Origin of the sequence: Sphingomonas kyeonggiensis (assembly GCF_030812785.1) — a bacterium.
GTDB lineage: Bacteria > Pseudomonadota > Alphaproteobacteria > Sphingomonadales > Sphingomonadaceae > Sphingomonas > Sphingomonas kyeonggiensis_B.
Genome location: NZ_JAUSTJ010000003.1, coordinates 875616 through 893099, shown reverse-complemented (window position 1 = coordinate 893099; position 17484 = coordinate 875616). Strand labels below are relative to the sequence as shown.

The 17484-nt window shown below is 68.5% G+C and carries 18 protein-coding genes; 13 read left to right on the top strand and 5 right to left on the bottom strand.

The window, feature by feature from the left end; translation table 11 throughout:
• The first annotated feature begins 291 nt into the window (after nucleotides 1-291).
• Nucleotides 292-1986 (top strand): sialidase family protein, encoded by a 1695-nt coding sequence (locus J2W22_RS21635; RefSeq protein WP_307120345.1) that lies wholly within the window; start codon nucleotides 292-294, stop codon nucleotides 1984-1986.
• 61 nt (nucleotides 1987-2047) lie between these two features.
• On the opposite strand, the gene J2W22_RS21630 is transcribed toward J2W22_RS21635, so the two are convergent.
• From J2W22_RS21630 to J2W22_RS21610, 5 genes are all read right to left on the bottom strand, one after another.
• Nucleotides 2048-3091, bottom strand: coding sequence for a family 43 glycosylhydrolase (locus tag J2W22_RS21630; RefSeq protein WP_373423007.1), 1044 nt, complete (start codon nucleotides 3089-3091; stop codon nucleotides 2048-2050).
• Nucleotides 3092-3229: 138 nt separating this feature from the next.
• The gene (locus J2W22_RS21625) at nucleotides 3230-3622 is read right to left on the bottom strand and encodes a DUF4280 domain-containing protein (RefSeq protein WP_307120344.1); all 393 of its coding nucleotides are present in this window, start codon (nucleotides 3620-3622) and stop codon (nucleotides 3230-3232) included.
• Nucleotides 3623-3633: 11 nt separating this feature from the next.
• Nucleotides 3634-3966, bottom strand: a complete 333-nt coding sequence (locus J2W22_RS21620; protein WP_307120343.1) for a hypothetical protein — start codon at nucleotides 3964-3966, stop codon at nucleotides 3634-3636.
• 77 nt (nucleotides 3967-4043) lie between these two features.
• Nucleotides 4044-4400, bottom strand: coding sequence for a hypothetical protein (locus tag J2W22_RS21615; RefSeq protein ID WP_307120342.1), 357 nt, complete (start codon nucleotides 4398-4400; stop codon nucleotides 4044-4046).
• Nucleotides 4401-4501: 101 nt separating this feature from the next.
• Entirely contained in the window at nucleotides 4502-5101 is a 600-nt protein-coding gene (locus J2W22_RS21610) for a hypothetical protein (protein ID WP_307120341.1), read from the bottom strand.
• 508 nt (nucleotides 5102-5609) lie between these two features.
• Between J2W22_RS21610 and J2W22_RS21605 the strand changes: the two genes are divergently transcribed.
• From J2W22_RS21605 to J2W22_RS21550, 12 genes are all read left to right on the top strand, one after another.
• Nucleotides 5610-7343, top strand: a complete 1734-nt coding sequence (locus tag J2W22_RS21605; RefSeq protein ID WP_307120340.1) for a phage tail sheath family protein — start codon at nucleotides 5610-5612, stop codon at nucleotides 7341-7343.
• 11 nt (nucleotides 7344-7354) lie between these two features.
• Entirely contained in the window at nucleotides 7355-7867 is a 513-nt protein-coding gene (locus J2W22_RS21600) for a phage tail protein (RefSeq protein ID WP_086130278.1), read from the top strand.
• Between the two features lie 2 nt (nucleotides 7868-7869).
• Nucleotides 7870-8601: a hypothetical protein gene (locus J2W22_RS21595; protein ID WP_307120339.1), complete on the top strand. Its 732-nt coding sequence runs from the start codon at nucleotides 7870-7872 to the stop codon at nucleotides 8599-8601.
• A gap of 1994 nt (nucleotides 8602-10595) precedes the next feature.
• Entirely contained in the window at nucleotides 10596-10781 is a 186-nt protein-coding gene (locus J2W22_RS21590; protein ID WP_307120338.1) for a hypothetical protein, read from the top strand.
• Complete coding sequence (locus tag J2W22_RS21585; RefSeq protein ID WP_307120337.1) at nucleotides 10778-11998, top strand: Pvc16 family protein; 1221 nt, start codon at nucleotides 10778-10780, stop codon at nucleotides 11996-11998. The genes J2W22_RS21590 and J2W22_RS21585 overlap by 4 nt, the downstream gene beginning before the upstream one ends.
• Entirely contained in the window at nucleotides 11998-13968 is a 1971-nt protein-coding gene (locus tag J2W22_RS21580; protein ID WP_307120336.1) for an ATP-binding protein, read from the top strand. Before J2W22_RS21585 ends, J2W22_RS21580 begins: the two co-directional genes overlap by 1 nt.
• The gene (locus tag J2W22_RS21575) at nucleotides 13965-14135 is read left to right on the top strand and encodes a hypothetical protein (RefSeq protein WP_307120335.1); all 171 of its coding nucleotides are present in this window, start codon (nucleotides 13965-13967) and stop codon (nucleotides 14133-14135) included. Before J2W22_RS21580 ends, J2W22_RS21575 begins: the two co-directional genes overlap by 4 nt.
• Entirely contained in the window at nucleotides 14132-14782 is a 651-nt protein-coding gene (locus J2W22_RS21570) for a hypothetical protein (RefSeq protein ID WP_307120334.1), read from the top strand. Before J2W22_RS21575 ends, J2W22_RS21570 begins: the two co-directional genes overlap by 4 nt.
• Nucleotides 14779-15255, top strand: a complete 477-nt coding sequence (locus J2W22_RS21565; RefSeq protein WP_307120333.1) for a hypothetical protein — start codon at nucleotides 14779-14781, stop codon at nucleotides 15253-15255. The genes J2W22_RS21570 and J2W22_RS21565 overlap by 4 nt, the downstream gene beginning before the upstream one ends.
• Entirely contained in the window at nucleotides 15252-16406 is a 1155-nt protein-coding gene (locus J2W22_RS21560; RefSeq protein ID WP_307120332.1) for a phage late control D family protein, read from the top strand. Before J2W22_RS21565 ends, J2W22_RS21560 begins: the two co-directional genes overlap by 4 nt.
• Nucleotides 16407-16433: 27 nt before the next feature.
• Nucleotides 16434-17027 (top strand): phage baseplate assembly protein V, encoded by a 594-nt coding sequence (locus J2W22_RS21555; RefSeq protein ID WP_307120331.1) that lies wholly within the window; start codon nucleotides 16434-16436, stop codon nucleotides 17025-17027.
• 31 nt (nucleotides 17028-17058) lie between these two features.
• Entirely contained in the window at nucleotides 17059-17484 is a 426-nt protein-coding gene (locus tag J2W22_RS21550) for a GPW/gp25 family protein (protein WP_307120330.1), read from the top strand.

Genomic DNA, 17484 nt, shown 5'->3' with positions numbered 1-17484 from the left:
TTATCATTCAGAACTAGCGGACCAATGGACGCCCCACAAGCCCCTTTTGAAGGACGCCGTGGACGACCCACTCACCTGTGGCGCCGCCGCCACACTCCCTCGCGACCGACTGCAGGGCGATAAATGGGCTAAAGAACGGATTACACCGTTATATCCTATTCATCATATTTATTGACGCCTGCAGGAATGTGGCGCAGTTAGTTCGCCGCGCGATCCAGGGCGGCCGACCTCCACCCCCGATGCGCGGAACCAACAGCGCCGGCCCAAGCCGGGTAGAAGGGGAGAAAATCGATGAGGTCATTGCTGCGCGGCGTGCTGCCGCGACTCCTGTGTATATTCGCGTTCCTCACCGCCGGCTGGGCCACGCCCGCGCTGGCCCAGCGCACCATGCTCGCCCAGGGCATGTACCCGCGCGCCGTCCAGCTCAGCCACAATGCGACTCCGGCGAACAACGGCCGCATCGTCGTCAGCTTCACCACGTTCACCGGCGGCAGCGGCATCCAGCCGATCTATGCCAGCGACGATAACGGCACGACCTTCAGCCAGATCGGCACGATCACCGACCCGCTCTTCTCGCGCGGCCTGTGCTGCGGCACGCTCTACGAGCTGCCCCAGACGGTCGGCGCGCTCTCGGCCGGCACCCTGCTCTGGGCCGGCTCGGTGGGCGGCGACACCCCTGCCCAGCCGATGCAGATCCGCATCTACAAGAGCACCGATCGCGGCGCGACCTGGTCCTATCTCTCCAACTGCGCCACCGGCACGGTGAACCGTTCGGCCGGCGGCCTGTGGGAGCCCGAATTCACCATCGCCGCCAATGGCGCGCTGGTCTGCTTCTATTCGGACGAGACCATTCCCGGCTTCTCGCAGATGCTCCAGCAGGTCACCTCGACCGACGGGATCCACTGGAGTGCCCCGGTCCGCACCGTGGCCAGCGGCCTCCAGGCCGATCGCCCGGGCATGGCCGTGGTCCGCAAGCTGCCCAGCGGCCGCTATTTCATGACCTTCGAGCTGTGCGGCCCCGCCGGCTGCACCGTGTTCTACAAGACCTCGCCCGACGGCATCAACTGGACCCCGGCGAGCAGCGTCGGCGCCCGGGTCGAGAGCGAGGACGGCCACTGGTTCCTCCACACGCCCACCGTCGCCTGGGCGCCCCTCCCCGGCCTGCCCAATGGCCGCATCTTCCTGATCGGCCAGATCGAGAGCGGCACGACCGGCATCGGCTCGGGCAACGGCAATGTCGTGTTCTACAACGACACTGCCGATGGCAGCGGCAAGTGGAAGACGATGGCGGCCCCCGCCCCCATCGCCGGGCTCACCGGCACCAGCAATGTCTGCCAGAACTATTCGCCGCCGCTCCTGCCGCTCGCCGGCGGCACGACCCTGTTCGGCCTGACCACCGACTATGACGCATCCAATGTCTGCCGCGTCTATTTCGGCAAGGTGCCCACCTACGCCTCCTCGCCGACCCTGGCGCTGAGCGCCGACGCGATCGGCGTCTCGCTCAACCAGAGCGCGAGCGGCAACGTCACCGTCAGCCCCAATGGCGGCTATCTCGGAACGCTGAAGCTCACCGTCTCGATCCCGGGCTTCAACGGCAGCGCGAGCTTCGACCGCGACACGCTGACCTTCACCGGCACGGCGGCGCAGACGGCGAAGCTGACGCTGCGCTCGGGCACCAGCACGGCCTCGGCATCGTCCTCGGGTGGCGGCTCGGGCTTCGGCTTCGCCAGCCTGCCTGCCCTGGCGCTTGTCGGCGCCGCGCCGCTGATGCTGCTCTTCTCGGCGCTGCGCAGCGCGGTCGGCGTGCTGTCGCTCGCTGCGATCCTGGCACTGACCGGGTGCGGCAATGCCAGCAGAGGGGACAGCGCCGGCGCGATCGTCTCGCCGCCGCTCCCGACCAAGTACACCGCGACGATCACGGCGACCGACACCACCAATGCCGCGATCAAGTCGACGGTCACCACCCAGGTGACGCTCTACAACTGATCTGGGAAAACCGATCCCTGACTACCCCCGGACGGCACCGCCGCCCGGGGGTGTTTTTTGTCTATTTGCCTTCGGGAAAAGCCGCGACGATCGCGTCATATTCCTTGCGGCTGATCTCGATCATCGATCCGTGGCGGAACCCCTCGGGCATCGAAAACCGATCCCATTCGGGCATACGGCTGTTGCCCGAGACCTGGTACCACGGTCCCTCGAGCCGCGGCGCCTTGGACAGCCCATAGCTCGCCCCGGCATATTGCTCGTAATACATCAGCCAGTCCTGCCCGTTCGGCGCGCGGATCAGCGTCGGCGCCTCGCGGAAGTTCGGGCTGATCGGCGCGCCCGGCTCCGGATACGGCCCGAGCAGCGTGGGCCCGCAGCTGATCCGCACCGTCTTGCCCGTCGTCCAGTTGTACGAGGGATAGCGCTCGTCCTTGATGATCGCGCAATAGCCCTTGCCGTCGTCATTGGGCCGCACGAACGTGTCGATCGTCGCCATGTCCCAGTTGAACAGCCGCTTGGGCGGCGCGGCGAAGGTCTTCAGGTCCTTGGACTGGACATAGAGCGTCCGCTGGCTCGCCCAGTAGCGCTCGGGATCGTCGGGCACGCCCGGCACGGTCGGCGTGTGCCAGGTCAGCAGGAAATTGCCCGAGGGCGCATCGAAATAGAGCTTGGGCGCGCCGATCCGCTGCAGCGCATTGGGCAGGCCCGGGATGTTGGACAGCTTGGGCTCATAGGTGCCGTAGGGCGCCCAGTGGATCAGGTCGGTCGAGCTCCAGAAGCGGATCAGCCTGTCGCCGTCGCTCTTGTTGCCAACCAGGTAATAGCGCCCGTCCGGCCCCTTCGCGATCGAGGCATGGCCGTGATAGTCCTGCGACACCGGCTGGCCGCCATTGAGCGCGCGCCAGTGCAGCCCGTCCACGCTCACCGCGTAGTAGAGCACGCCATAATGCTCGCTGGTCATGTGGGCGAACAGATAGGCCTTGTCGGGATCGACATAGGGGGTCTCGGGCGCGCCCGGCGGCACTGCGGCCGGCGGCGTCGCCTTGGTCTGGGCCAGTGCTGGCGTCCCGCCCAGCCCCGCCCCTATCAACAGACTCGCCAGCACGAGTCGGCGCGTGGCCCTGCGCCCTTGGTTTCTCGGCATCATGATCCTTCCCATCCTTGCTGAACCATGGGGGTGACATTTCACGCCCCACCACATTCATAAGATAAATAGGAACAGACGTCGAGAAAGGCGTCTCACTCAGATGTCGGTCATCGCGCTTTCCTGGCCGGGTTCGTCGATGGTGATCTCGCCCAGCCAGTCGCACAGGCACATCGATCCCATGCACAAGGCCGGCATGCCCTCCAGCAGCACCTCGGGCGCGCCGGGGAACCAGGGCGAGGTCGTCACCGGGATGCAGGGCATCGGCGTCAGCACGCCTTCCGCCAATATGGTCGCCGCCGCGACCTCCGGATTGGCCAGGCTCGAGCACAGGCCGAAGCTGGGGATGTTCTCGAGCGGCACGAAGTCCATGATCGTCGCCGCGGGCAGCATGTCGGTGAGCACCGGCACTTCGGGCGGGACGATCATCGGCATCGGCGCGGCGCCGAAGTCGCAGGAAAGCACGGCGCCCAGGCTGACGAGCTGTGGCATCGCAGCCGCGCCTAGTTGGCGACGATGCCGCTGAGCGTCAGCGGATTGTCGGGCATCAGCACCTGGGTCTGCGGCATCGTCGCGCAGGGCCAGGTGATCGTCGTCGGGTTCCCGCCGGGCCCGGGCACGAGATTCTTGAGCGTGACCACCGGATCGGTCTGCCCGTCACAGGCCAGCACCAGCGCCAGCGTGCCCTCGAACACGCCGCCGCTCACCGTCGCGACGCCCACCTCCTCGCCGGAGACCGACAGGTTGGGAAAGGCGACGACGGTGGTCGTGACGCCCCGGCTGGCCTCGAGCGCGATCAGCGCCTTGCCGATCTGGATCTGGACCAGGTTGTTCATGGCGACACCCCCGGCGAAGTCTATCGTCACTAGCGCATACACCGGGGGGTCTCCTGGATTCGAGGTAAGGCCGAAGCTTAGCCGGTGAAGCCGTTCAGCGTGATCGGGTCGCCCGACATCACCGTCTGGGTCTGCAGGCCGGTCGAGGTCGGCCAGGTCACGGTGACGGTGCCGGCGAAGTTGGTGATCTCAAGCGTCGGGGCGCCGCCCGGTGCGGTGACCGGCGCGACGATCGCGGCGGTGAACTGCGTCCCCGACTCGACGTTGAAGTTGATCGCGCCCGACGTGATGTAGAGCGACGAGAAGCTGATCGTGCCCGACATCGACAGCGCGCTGCTGGTGTCGAGCGCGAAGGTGCCGGCACCGACGATGATCTGCGAGGTCGTCGTGGTCAGGGTCGCGTTCTGGAAATTGATCGTGATGGGGCTCGTCATGACACGTTCCTTTTCAAATGATGTGGCGATGGTTTTGAGACTTCGGTCCACGGATCGCCCCCCCGCGGAGTCTGTTCAGGGATCCTGGGTAGCGGCCGCGCTCACCTTGCCGGCGTAGGCGTGGGAGACCTCGCATCGGGCGCCGGGGTCGGCGTCGCGGCCTTGGGCTCGGGCGCCGGCGTGGGCGACGGCTTCGGACTGGGGCTGGGGCTCGGCTTGCTGGTCGAAGGCGTCGGGGTCGGCGCGGACGAAGGCGCAGGCGCCGGAGCCGGTGCAGCGGGCTTGGCCGCTGCCGGCTTGCCGTCGCCTTCGGGCTGGATCAGCGGCACCGCCCAATAGCCGGGGCCGACGAAGCGGATGCGCTGGGCAGCGGTCGCGATCGAGGCCTGCACATTGCCCGGCACCTGCAGCCAGCCATGGAGGAACGGGCCGCTGCACAGGACGTGGACGAGCAGCGGCAGCGTGGCGGGTGCATTCTCGATGTCGAACTCGATCCGGCGCGGCTGGATCGACAGGCCGCGGATCACCATCTCCCCGCCGCCATAGCTCGCCCCCAGGCGCACCGACGGCGTCGCCACCAGCACCGGGATCACCGCCCCGGTCTCGATCGGAAATTCGAGCCGGATCGAGGCGGACGAAGGCAGGTCGTAAAAGGTGAGATCGAGTGCGTGCTGCAACGAAGCGCTGTTCTCGGCCGCCATGGTCAACGCCCTCCCCACCCTACAGAAAATGGTTAGCCGAACGTAATCCCTGTTTCTGTCAAGAAACGAGATCAAGCAAATGGAGTCGATATGAAATTATGCTATTGACGCACCCGCGCATCGTCAAGCACAACGTTGGTCATCAACAAGACCTGAACTTCGACACGGGGAATCCCCGACGAACCCATCGTCCGGGACGGAGAGTCAAATGGCGCTTCAGCTAACGTATCCCGGCGTATACGTCCAAGAACTCCCAAGCGGAACTCACACCATTTCGGGGGTAGCGACATCGGTAACGGCTTTTGTCGGCTATTTGACTCGCGGACCCATGAATACGCCGGTTCAATGCTTGAACTTTGGTGATTTCCAGCGCGTTTTTGGCGGCCTTGACGCTAGCAGCACCACCAGCTTCCAGGTATCGCAATTCTTTCTAAATGGCGGCACCGAAGCCTGGATCAGCCGCGTCTGTGCCAGTTCTTCACCACCGGTACAGCCACAGACCGAGCTTGTGGGTGCGCCTCCCCCCACCGGTTCTAGCGGTGGCGGCGGTGGCGGCAAAGGGCTCACCCCGACAACTGGCACCAATCTGGTAGCGATCGACTCGCAGAACCCGGGCACCTGGGGCGAGAACGTGTTCGTCACGGTCGATTACATGACCAACCGGCCGAACACGTTCAACATGGCGGCGACGCTCTACTCGATCACCAGCAACAGCAATTCGTCGAGCAGCAGCTACAGCGTCGTCCAGACGCAGAGCCTGCCCGCGGTCACGCTCGACATCAGCCAGACCAACTCGCTGGTCGAGGTGATGCAGTCGGGCAACCAGAACAGCGCATTGCTGGCGGTGCCCACCCTCGCCACCACGCCCTCGGTGCTAGTGCCCTTCGCCAGCGGCACGATCCTCAACTTCACCGCGCCCAAGAGCACGGTCACCGTCACCGGACTGACCGTGACGGTGCAGGCGCCGGGATCGGACCCGACCAAGCCGCCGGCGCCCCAGACCTTCACGCTGACCGCGAACTTCTCGGTCCAGACCGTCGGCGACATGATCGCGGCGATCCAGAGCGCCCTGGCGAGCGCGGCGGGCACGATGGGCTATCCGAGCCTGGCCAGCGCGCAGGTGCGCGCCTGCCTTTCCCCCTTCGCCTCGGCGACCGGGGCGCAGGCGCAGCTCATCCAGGTCTGGGTGCCCGATCCGGGCTTCGCCAATTATCTGGTCAGCGTGTCGAGCAATCCGACCACGCTGTTCACCGTCCAGTCGGTCAACTACCAGGCCCAGCAGCTGGTCCCCCCGGCGACGACGACCCCGCCCAAATATCCCGACGGCCAGCCGCCCAGCGGCTTCGACATCGCCGGCAACTCGACCAACCGCTCGGGCATCTTCTCGCTCGATGCGATGCAGATCGTGAACCTGATCCTGGTGCCCGACATGGCCAACATGACCACGTCGGACTATCTCACCTCGGCGACGTCGACGCTCAACTATGCGCTCCAGCGCAAGGCGTTCGCGATCCTCGACATGCCGCTGACGGTGAACAGCACGCCGAGCGCGGTGCAATGGGCGACGAGCACGCCCGGCACCTTCGGCACGGGCATCATCAGCGCCGCCACCTATTGGCCGTCGGTCCAGATCCCCACGCCCTTCTCCACCCAGCTGCTCAACCTGGGCGGCAGCGGCACGATGGCGGGCGTCTATGCGCTCACCGACGTCAATCGCGGGGTGTGGAAGGCGCCGGCCGGGATCACCGCGCCGCTCGCCGGGGTGCAGCAGCTCTCCTATGTCATGAACGACCAGGAGAATGGCCAGCTCAATCCGCTGGGCATCAACGCGCTGCGCACCTTCCCGATCTACGACAACATCTCCTGGGGTGCGCGCACGCTCGCCGCGGCGAATGTCGCGGACGATGACTGGAAGTACATCTCGGTCCGCCGGCTGACGCTCTATCTCGAGCAGAGCCTGATCCAGGGGCTGCAATGGGTGGTGTTCGAGCCCAATGACGCGGCGCTCTGGGCGCAGATCCGGCTGAGCGTGAATGCCTTCCTGCATCCGCTCTATCTGCAGGGCGCCTTTGTCGGCGCCACGCCTTCGCAGGCCTATCAGGTGATCTGCGATGAATCGACCACGACCCCGGAGGACATGGACAACGGGATCGTCAACGTCCTGATCCTGTTCGCCCCGGTCAGACCCGCGGAATTCGTCGTCATCAGCTTGCAGCAGATGGCCGGACAGTCTTCGAGCTAGGATAGCAACCCATGCCCAGCGTCTCGTCGACAAGCCAGTCGCCCGACCCGTATCTCAACTTCAAGTTCCGTATCAAATGGCAGGGCAAGTATGTCGCCGGCCTGAGCAAGTGCAGCGCGTTGAAGCGCAGTACCGAGGCGACTCCCTTCCGCGAGGGCGGCGACCCGAGCACGAACCGTATCCTCCCCGGCCAAACCAAGTTCGAACCGATCACGCTCGAGCGCGGGATGACCCAGGATCTGGAGTTCGAGACCTGGGTGAGCCAGGTGTGGAACTATCGCGCCGGTCAGGGGATGGAGAGCTCGCTCGCCAATTTCCGCCGCAACATCACGCTCGAATTCTACAACGCTGCGGGGCAGCTTGTGTACGCGTACAACATCTACAATTGCTGGCCCTCTGAATACACCGCGATGCCCGAGCTCGATTCGAGCTCGAACGCCGTGGCGATCCAGACGCTCGTTCTGCAGAACGAGGGCTGGGAGCGTGATGCCAGCGTCAAGGTCCCGCCGCCGCCCAGCTATTGATCATGGCGCTGCATCCGCTGACCGCCGGAGAGCTGCTGGACGCCGCCTCGGCCTGCCGGGGTCGTTCGGCAGCCGAGAAGGGCGTGTATCTGGCGGCGCTCGGCATGCCGGGCCAGTCCTTCGGCGACTGCGCCACCCTGCCCATCGGCGCGCGCGACGCAGCGATCGTCGCGTTGCGCCGGACGATGTTCGGCGAGCGGATCGAGCTCAGCGCGAAATGCCCGCGCTGCGAGGCACGGCTCGACGTGGAGACGACGTCCGACGCGCTGCTGGCGATCCAGGCTGAGGCACCGGCCCGGCTGCAGGAGATCGCGATCGACGGCGAGCGTTTCGCGGTGCGCCCCGCGGACAGCGCCGACCTCACCGCGATCGGCTGGATCCCCGATATGGAGGAGGCGCGCGCCGAACTCGCCCGCCGCTGCCTGGTGCCGCTGGCCGGCGCCGAAGTGCCGCCCTGGCTCGAGGAAGCGGAGATCGAGGCCGTCGCGGCGGCGATGGCCGAGATCGATCCGGCGGGCGACCCGTTCGTCGCGCTCCATTGCCCCGAATGCGAACTCGAATGGGACGCGCCGGTCGACATCGCCGGCGTGCTGGCCGGCGAGATCGAGGGCGCGGCGGACGCGCTGCTCGACGAGATCCACCTGCTGGCCCAGGCCTATCACTGGAGCGAGGACGCGATCCTCGCGCTCGGCCAGGAACGGCGCCGTGCCTATCTCGCGCGGCTCCAGCAATGAGCGACATGCTCGCCCGGCTTGCGGCGCGTGCGCAGGAGAGCCCGGTCGTGCTCGGCCGCCGCATCGGCTACCGCTTCGCGCCGGTCGCGGACTATCAGGAAGCCTGGCCGGGCGAGGAGCTGGTCACCAGCCCTGCCACACTTCCCGCCCATGCCGGCGATCCGCTGGCGGAGGCGCTCGCCCGGCCGGAGGCGCACCGGTCGCCGCCGGCTGCCGGGGCGGTCCCTCGGGACGAAGCAGGGTCGGCCGATCCGGGTACCCCGCCGGAGGCATCCGACGTCGTGGCGAGAGATGCCGTGGCGGCGCCGCGTCCGTCCGCACCGGTTCCCTCCCAAGCACCCGGTCCGAAACCAGCTGCAGCAGCAGAGCCAGCGGCAGTCGCTCCCGCGCGCATGGAACCAGTCGCCCAGCGCGAGCCGGCACCGGTGGAGCAGATGTCGGCCATCCACCCTTCGGCCGGCCAGACGTCGATCGACAGCACCTCGGCGCCCACACTCCGCCCTTCGCGGCGGCGGAACGAAGCACGAGAAAATCGGCCACGCGGACGTGCAGGCGATGCCGCACAGCTCGACCCGGTCCCCGCCCCGGCAGAGGCGCCCCACCAGCAGACATTGGCCACCGCCCCTGTCAGCGACCTGCCCTCCAGCAACAGCGAGAACGGCACGGCGTCCACACTTCCTCCTGCCCCCGCTCCACGCCCAGCCGAAGTAGGGCCGCGCACGGGCCCACAAGCTCCGATCAGCCCAGCGCCAGCCCCCGTCGCAGGCGCCTCGCCCGGAACCACCGGCACTCCCGTCGTGCAACGCAAGGCAATCTCGGCGACGGGCCCGGCAGCAGAAGCCCGCGCGGCGGCTTCCCTTGCAGGCCGCATGGCTGGGCCAAAGGCGGTGCGCGCCACAACGGCCTCGCCGCTCGCGGTTCAACCCCCCGCCTCCGCATCGTCCCACGCGCCCGAAGCGCCAGTCGCCCTACCCGCCAACCGGGTGCCGGAGACGCAGCCGAGCATCGAGGCGGCAGCCCCGGTGCCGCCGCCGGTGTCGGCTTTGCTCGATTCCTCCCCACCGCAGCCGCTTCCTGCAAGGCCGCACCGTCGCGAGCGAGGACTGGAAGCCATGATCCCGCCAACAGGGATCGAAAGCCAGGCGGAACCCGCCCCGACAACCGAGCCCGACCGGACCTCGCTGCCCCCAGCGCGAGGAGAAGTCGCGCAACAGCCGGCCCGCGCGCCCGCCCACGAGGCTGCCGGAGCAGAAACCCTTGCCAGCCGGAGCGAAACCGAGCGGCATGCCGTCTCCTCCCTGGCGGCGCGGCCTCCTCTCGCCTCCCCCAGAACCGAAGCCGTCGTCCGGACGGCCGAGACGCCAGCAGCCACCCGCGCCACAGCTCCGGAGACCGCGCAGCCGCCCCTAAGGTCCCGGGAGATCGGCATCGCCGGCGCCCCCGAAGCAGCAGCAGCAGCGGCACCCGCACCGGTCACGCAGCGCCGCGCGATTGAGAGGCCCGGTCTCACCGCCCAGGCCCGGACAGCCCCTATGGCAGCGTCACCGGTAGTAGCCTCACCGATGGCCGCGGCACCGATCGAAGCCCGAGGACAGGCATCGCCGGCCCGGCCTACGCAGCCAGCGGCGCGGCCCGAAACCGCCCCGCCAGCCGGCGCCTCCCTCCAGCCCTCGCCGATTGCTTCGCCCACAGCCTCTATACAGCCCGCACCCGCTGCTCCAGCTCCGGCGTCATCCCCGACGCTGCCCGTTTCCGTTGCCACGGCGGCCCGCGCGCGCCTCGACACCACGCCGCTGGAAGCACCGGCGCAGCCCGCAGATCCGTCCCCTGTCAGGAGCGGCGAGCCAGCGATCCAGCCTCGCGCCACCGCCGTCCGCACGCCCGCAACCCGCTCGCCCGAAACCCGCACGGCGCGGCACAGCGCCGCCACCTCGGCCGACCCCGCACCAACTCGCACGACGCCCGCCCAGCCCCTAGCTTCCACCCCCCGCCCGGTGGCGGCCGAGATCACCCCCGCCCGCACCCCCGCCCCCGAGCCCAAGCGCGCCGCCCCGCCCTCCGGCGACATCCGCATCGATATCGGCCGCATCCAGATCGACCTGCCGCGTCCGCGCACGCCGCCGTCCCGTCCGCAACCGCCGCCGCTCAAGGCCAAGCCGCGCGGAGGGCCGGACGCATGAATTCGAGCTTCTCGATCGCCGCCTGCACCGTCGCGATCGCCGACCGGCTGCACATGTTCATCGGCGACGCCGTGCCCGGCGCGCGCGTGACCACGCTCAACCCCGGCTCGGACGCGCTGCGCACCGGCGATCCGTTCGTGAACCTCTATCTGTTCCGCACCACCCGCAACGGCTTCGTCTCGAACAACGACCTGCCGACCCGCGGCCCGCTCGGCCAGGCGAGGAACTCGCCGGTGCTCAAGCTCGACCTCGACTACATGATCACCTTCTTCGGCGACGACAGCCGGCTCGATCCCCAGCGCCTGCTCGGGCTGGTCGCCGGCGGCCTCAACGCCGAGCCTTATGTCCCGCGCGACATGCTGCGCTCGGCGGTGGCGACCACCCCCTGGCTGGCCGGCAGCGGCGACCAGGAGCTGCCGCGCGAGGAGATCGTCGTCACCCCGCTCAACATGGCACCGGACGCGATGGCCCGGCTCTGGTCCGAGTTCGTCAACGTCCCCTATCAGCTCACCCAGCTCTACACCGCCACGCCGATCGCGATCGAGTACAAGCTCCAGGTCGAGCCGGTGCTGCCGGTGCGCCGCATCGGGCTGCGCGCCTTGCCCTCGCGCGCGATCGTGATCACCGATGTCGTCAATGCCGCCGATCCCGACCTGCCGCTCACCGGCGGCGGCACGCTGGCCGTGCGCATCCCCGATCCCGCCCAGCCGGGCCTGTCGGTGCTGCTCAACGGCATAGCGGCGACCGACGTAACCCGGGGCTTCGACGCGCAGGGCTATGCCGCCTTGCTCGTGCCGCTGACCAGCGCCCAGACCGCGCCGCTCGCCACCGGGAGCCTCACCGTCAAGCTGGTCAAGCTCGGGCCGGACAAGAGCATCACCGCGGAATCGCCCGCCTTCGCCACCAACATCGTCCCCGGCTTCGCCACCCCCCCGGCGGTCAGCACGGACGGCAAGCAGCTCGATCTCGCCATGGCGCTGCCGGTGCCCGCCCAGGCGAGCGCCGTTGCCCTGCTCTTCGCCCGGGGCGCCAAGGCGACCTCGTACAAGCTCCCCTGCCTGCCGCGCACTACGCCCGGCACCGCGCTGGCCGCGCCGCTAACCGGGGTGGCGGCGGGCGACTATCTGGTCAGCATCGAGATCGACGGCGTCGCCAGTCTGCTCGACTGGAAGGACGGCCTCTATACCGGCCCCCTCGTCACGGTGAAGGCGAGCTGATGGCCGACCCCACGCTCCACGTCTCCCGCCTCCAGGAGGCCGTCACCGCGGTCGAGCGGATGCTCGAGGACTATGCCCGGTCGCGCTCGCGCACCGCCCTGCGCTACGAGCAGCCGGCGCCGCACCCGACCGGCCTCGGCACCCCGGCGGAAGGATCGGCGCTCGACGCGCTGGCCGGCTGGTTCTCGCTCACCCCCTTCGAGCTGGCGGTGGTCGCGCTCGCCGCCGGGTTCGAGATCTCGCCGGACATGGCCAATCTCTGCGCCCTCGCCCAGGGCGATCCCACGGTCACCTATCCCACCTCGCTGCTCGCGCTCGCGGTGTTCGCCGATCTCGAAGGCGCGTCCCAGGCGGCATTCGCCCCCTCCGCGCCGCTGCGCTACTGGAACCTGATCGCCGTCGAGCGCAGCCAGCCCGGCAGCCGGCTCCAGCTGCGCTTCGCCATGCCCGATGCGGTGCTGTCCTTCCTCGTCGGCCAGCCGGTGCTCGACGACGCGCTGGCCGACATCGTCCGCCCGCTCGACCTGGCGCCGCAGCTGCCCGCCGATGCCGCGCTGGCCCGCCGGCTGGCGCGGACGGTCCATGCCTCGGGCACCGACGCCACGCTCCACCTCGCCGCCGAGCCCGGCCGGCGGGCGCTCGGCGTCGCGGCAGGCGCCGCCCTGGCGCTCGGCTTCCTGCCCTTCCACCTCCCCCTCGCCCGCCTGACCGCCGAGGCCGAGCGCGACGGCTTCTTCCGCCTCTGGCAGCGCGACCGGCTCGCGCTGCGCGGCGCGCTGCTCGTCTCGTTCGAGGAGCCGCCCGGCGAGTTCCAGCTCAGCGCGATCTCGCGGCTGATCGGCGAGGGCAGCGGGCCGCTGTTCCTGATCGGCGCGGCCGGCCAGTCGATCGCCGATCGCGCGCCCGGCGCGGTGATCCGCGTATCGCTGCCCCGGCCCGATCCCGGGGAAGTCGCCGACCATCTCGCCACCGGCCTGGGCCAGGACGCCACGCCGCAGCTGCGCGACGTCGCCGCGCGCTTCCGCCTGCCGCTGCCGACGCTGGAGAGCTGCGCCGCAGTCGCCCGCGCCAAGGCCGAGGAGACCGCCGCCCCCGCCCCACAGGAGGCGATCCTCGCCGAGATGCTGCCGCTGCTGCGCGATCAGGTACGCGATGCGATGAGCGGCCTCGCCGATCCGGTGCCGGTGCGGATGACGATGGACAATCTTGTCCTCCCCGAGAATGCCCGCGCCGTGCTCGGCCAGATCGTCGCCCGCCAGCGTAACCGTGCCAAGGTGATGGAAGAATGGGGCTTTGCCGGCGCCGGCGGCGGCGCGCAGGGGATGAGCGTGCTGTTCGCCGGCCCCAGCGGCACCGGCAAGACGATGGCGGCGGAAGCGCTCGCCCACACCCTGTCGCTCGACCTGTTCCGCGTCGATCTGTCGCGGATCGTCGACAAATATATCGGCGAGACCGAGAAGCGCCTCGCCGCGCTGTTCGACGCCGCCGACATGACCGACGCGATCCTGCTGTTCGACGAAGCAGACGTGCTGTTCGGCCGGCGCACCGAGGTGCGGGATTCGCACGACCATTATGCCAATCTCGAGGTCGGCTATCTGCTTCAGCGGATCGAGGCGTTCCGCGGCATCGCCGTCCTCACCACCAACCTGGCCAATGCGATCGACGACGCCTTCGCCCGCCGCTTCGCCTTCAGCCTGCACTTCGAATTCCCCTCGGTCGAGGAGCGCCAGCGCATCTGGCGCGGCGCCTTCCCCGCCGCAGCGCCGGCATCCGCCCTCGACTGGGACCGGCTGGCACGCCTGACGCTCACCGGCGGCCAGATCCGCGTCGTCTCGATCAACGCCGCGATGCTGGCATCGGAGGAGGAGAGCGACATATCGATGCGCCACATCGCCCGCGCGCTCGAAAGCGAATATGCCAAGCAGCGCCGGCGCGTCCCTGCCGGCGAGCTTGCGGACTGGCCGGCATGAACCGCCTGCCCGCCAATCTCGCCGCCGCGGTGGACGCCGCGATCGCCCGCGATCCGCGCATCCGCAACCGGCTCGCCGGGCTCGACGCCGCCCAGCGCGATCATGTCCGCCGCACCATCGCCGAGGCGATCCAGGCGAAGCTACGGGCGGGTGGAGGCACGCAATGACGCCCTATCCCAACAGTCCCCATGTCCTGAAGGCCGGGCTGATCAGCATGGGCGGCACCATCCCCGTGCCCCGGCTGATCGTGCTGCAATACAACCCCGCCGAGCTCACCCGCCAGCTCGCCCCCGATTTCGAGAAGACCGGCGACACGCCCACCGGCACCAATCTGCTCGCCGGCCCGGCCAAGGAGACGATCCAGATGACTGCGCGGATCAGCGCGGTCGATCAGCTGGAGAGCAACGATGCGACGGCGATGATGTTCGGCATCCACCCCCAGCTCGCCACGCTGGAGATGATGCTGTTCCCGACGACCAGCTCGATCGTTCAGGGTCTCGCCCAGATGGCGCTCGGCATGCTCGAGATCGTGCCGCCGGAATCGCCGCTCACCGTGTTCGTCTGGGGCCCGCAGCGCGTGCTGCCCGTCCAGATCACCAGCTACAGCGTCACCGAGACGATGCACGACACGCGCCTCAATCCGATCGACGCCAATGTGACGATGGACATGAAGGTGCTGACCTATCAGGATTTCTCGCCCAGCCAGACCGGCTTCTACCTCTATCTCGCCAATCTCGCCGAGCGTGAGCTGATGTCGGCGCTGGGCACGGTGCAGAGCGGCGCGAGCATCATCTCGGGAGCCCTGTCCGCATGATCGGGCGCCGGCTCACCCGCTATCCGCTGCAGATCGATCAGGCCGCGCCGGGCAAGCTGGTGCGCACCCGTACCCGCCACGTCCCAGCCGCGAGCGCCCCCACGCCGTCACCCACTCCCACATCGGGCCAGCCGAGCCTGGCCGATGCCAAGGACGCGGTGCCCTATCTGGCGCGCACGCTCCTTCCGCTGGCGAGCAGCTTCAACCGGCAAACTACCTACACGATCCAGGCCGGCGACCGGCTCGACAACGTCTCGGCCCGGCTGCTCGGCGATCCGATGCTCTACTGGATGCTGCTCGAGGCGAACAATGTGAGCGATCCAGCGATGCTCTGCGCGGCGCCCGGTCGCAAGATCATCGTGCCCGCACTGGTCGGCCAGAGCGGCGATCCGTTCGACCAGCCCCAGGCCTCGCGCCGCGGCACCGCCGCCGCGCCGACCGACCAGACCGACGATCTCGAGGAAAGCGCATGAGCTTCCCCGTCGGCATCCAGCTCGCGGTGATGGCGGGCAATCAGGAAGTGCCGACCCCGATCGGCCCCGCCATGGCCGATCTGCTGATCGACGCGGAGGTGACCGAGGTCGCCGACGGCCAGGCCGCATTCCGCCTCAGCTTCGGGGCACAGCGCACCGACAATGGCAGCGGCACGCAGGTCTCGGTGCTGTCCGACGGACGGTTCTCGCCGGGCAACCGCGTGCTGATCATGGCGATGCAGGCAGCGCTGCCAACGGTCCTGATCGACGGGCTGATCACCGACATCTGGCTCGATCCGGCCAGGGACCCCAGCCAGAGTCGCATCGTGATCAGCGGCGCGGACCTCAGCGTCGCGATGGACCTGACCGAGAAGATCCGCGGCTATCCCGACATGGACGACGAGATGATCGTGCTCGAGATCCTCGCCGAGTATGAGCGCTTCGCGATCGTGCCGGAGACGATCCCGCCGGTGGAGTCCGATTTCCCGACGATCGTCCAGCGCACCCCGATCCAGCACGGAACCGATCTCGAATATCTCTACGACCTGGCGAACCGCTACGGCTATGTCTTCACGCTGCGCCCGGGCGCGGTGCCGCTGACCAACACCGCCTATTGGGGACCGCCCAAGCGTGTCGGCATTCCGGCGCCCGCGCTCACCATCGGCAACAACACCTTCAACAATGTCGATCAGATGACCTTCACCCAGGACGGGCGCGCCGCCTTCCAGGTCTCCGGGCTGATCCCCGGCCCGCTCGAGGCGACGCCCGCGCTGCCGGTGATGGCGCTGGAACCCACGCTGCTCCCGCCGCTGGCGCTCAAGAGCCCGTTCCCGATCTCCTCGCTGCTCGGCATGAAGCTGCCGACCGGGTCGGACGGCTTTGACGAGATCCGCGCGATGGGCTTCGCCCAAGGCCGGGTGAACAAGTCCTCCACCGCCGTCGCCAAGGCGGAGGGCGTGCTCAATGTCGAGAAATATGGCTCGATCCTGCGTGCCGGCGGGCTGGTCGGCGTGCGCGGTGCGGGCACGACCTTCGATGGCAACTGGAGCGTCTCGGAAGTACATCACAAGCTCAAGCGGAACGAGTACAAGCAGGCGTTCAAGCTTGAGCGCGACGGCACCGACCCACTGCTTCCGGTGGTGGTGCCATGAGCACGGGGCGCAGCCGGGGAGGCATGGATGAAGCAGTTCTGGGGCAAGTATCGCGGGATCGTCGTGGACAACGAGGATCCGCTGATGCTCGGCCGGCTGCAGGTGATGGTGCCGATGGTGCTGGGCGAGGTGGTGAGCGCCTGGGCGATGCCCTGCGTCCCCTATGCCGGGATGCAGGTGGGCTTCTACATGATGCCCCCGGTCGGCGCGGCGCTGTGGGTGGAATTCGAGGGCGGCGACCCGGACTATCCGATCTGGTCGGGCTGCTTCTGGCGCGAGGGCGAGCGCCCGATCGAGGCCGAGCTGCCGACGATGCGGATGATCCAGACCAGCTCGGGCAAGCTGCTGTTCAACGACCTGCCGGGCGAAGGCGGCTTCACCCTGACGGTGACCGATCCCGCCGTGGCGGTGCCGGTGGTGGTCAGCGGATCGAGCACGGGGGTGGTGATCAGCCTCGCCGAGATCCGCATCACGATGAACGAATCCGGGGTCAACATCCTCGCCGAGCCGGGTACGCTGGCGGTGACGATGGAGGGCTTCACCATCGCCCACGGCTCGGCGATGGTGAACGGCGTCGAGCCCGAGGTGACGATCAACGAGGGCGGCCTGACGGTGCTGTAGCGGCCCGAGCGCGCGTCCGGGAGGCCGTACGGTGACCGGCTATCTGAGCTTCCCCTATCAGATCGACGGATCGGGCCAGACCGCCACGACCGATCTCTCGGTCTATGTGCAGAACCTGATCCTGCTCGTGCTGGAGACCAATCCGGGCGAGCGGGTCAATCGCCCCGATTTCGGCGGCGGGCTCAAGCAGCTCGTCTTCGGCGGGATGGATGCGGCACTGGCGAGCGCGGCGGAGACGCTGGTGCGCAGCAAGCTGCTCCAGTTCCTCGGCGACGCGATCTCGATCAACACGCTCACCGTGACGATGGGCCGGGAGTCGGTGACCGTCGATCTCACCTATTTCGTCACGCACAGCCAGACGGCCGCAGCCACCTCGGTCACCGTGCCGTTGCCCGGCCACAGCCTGAACCCGCAGGGCAGCAGCGGCAGCCCCAGCGTCTCGATCTCGGGCGCCTGA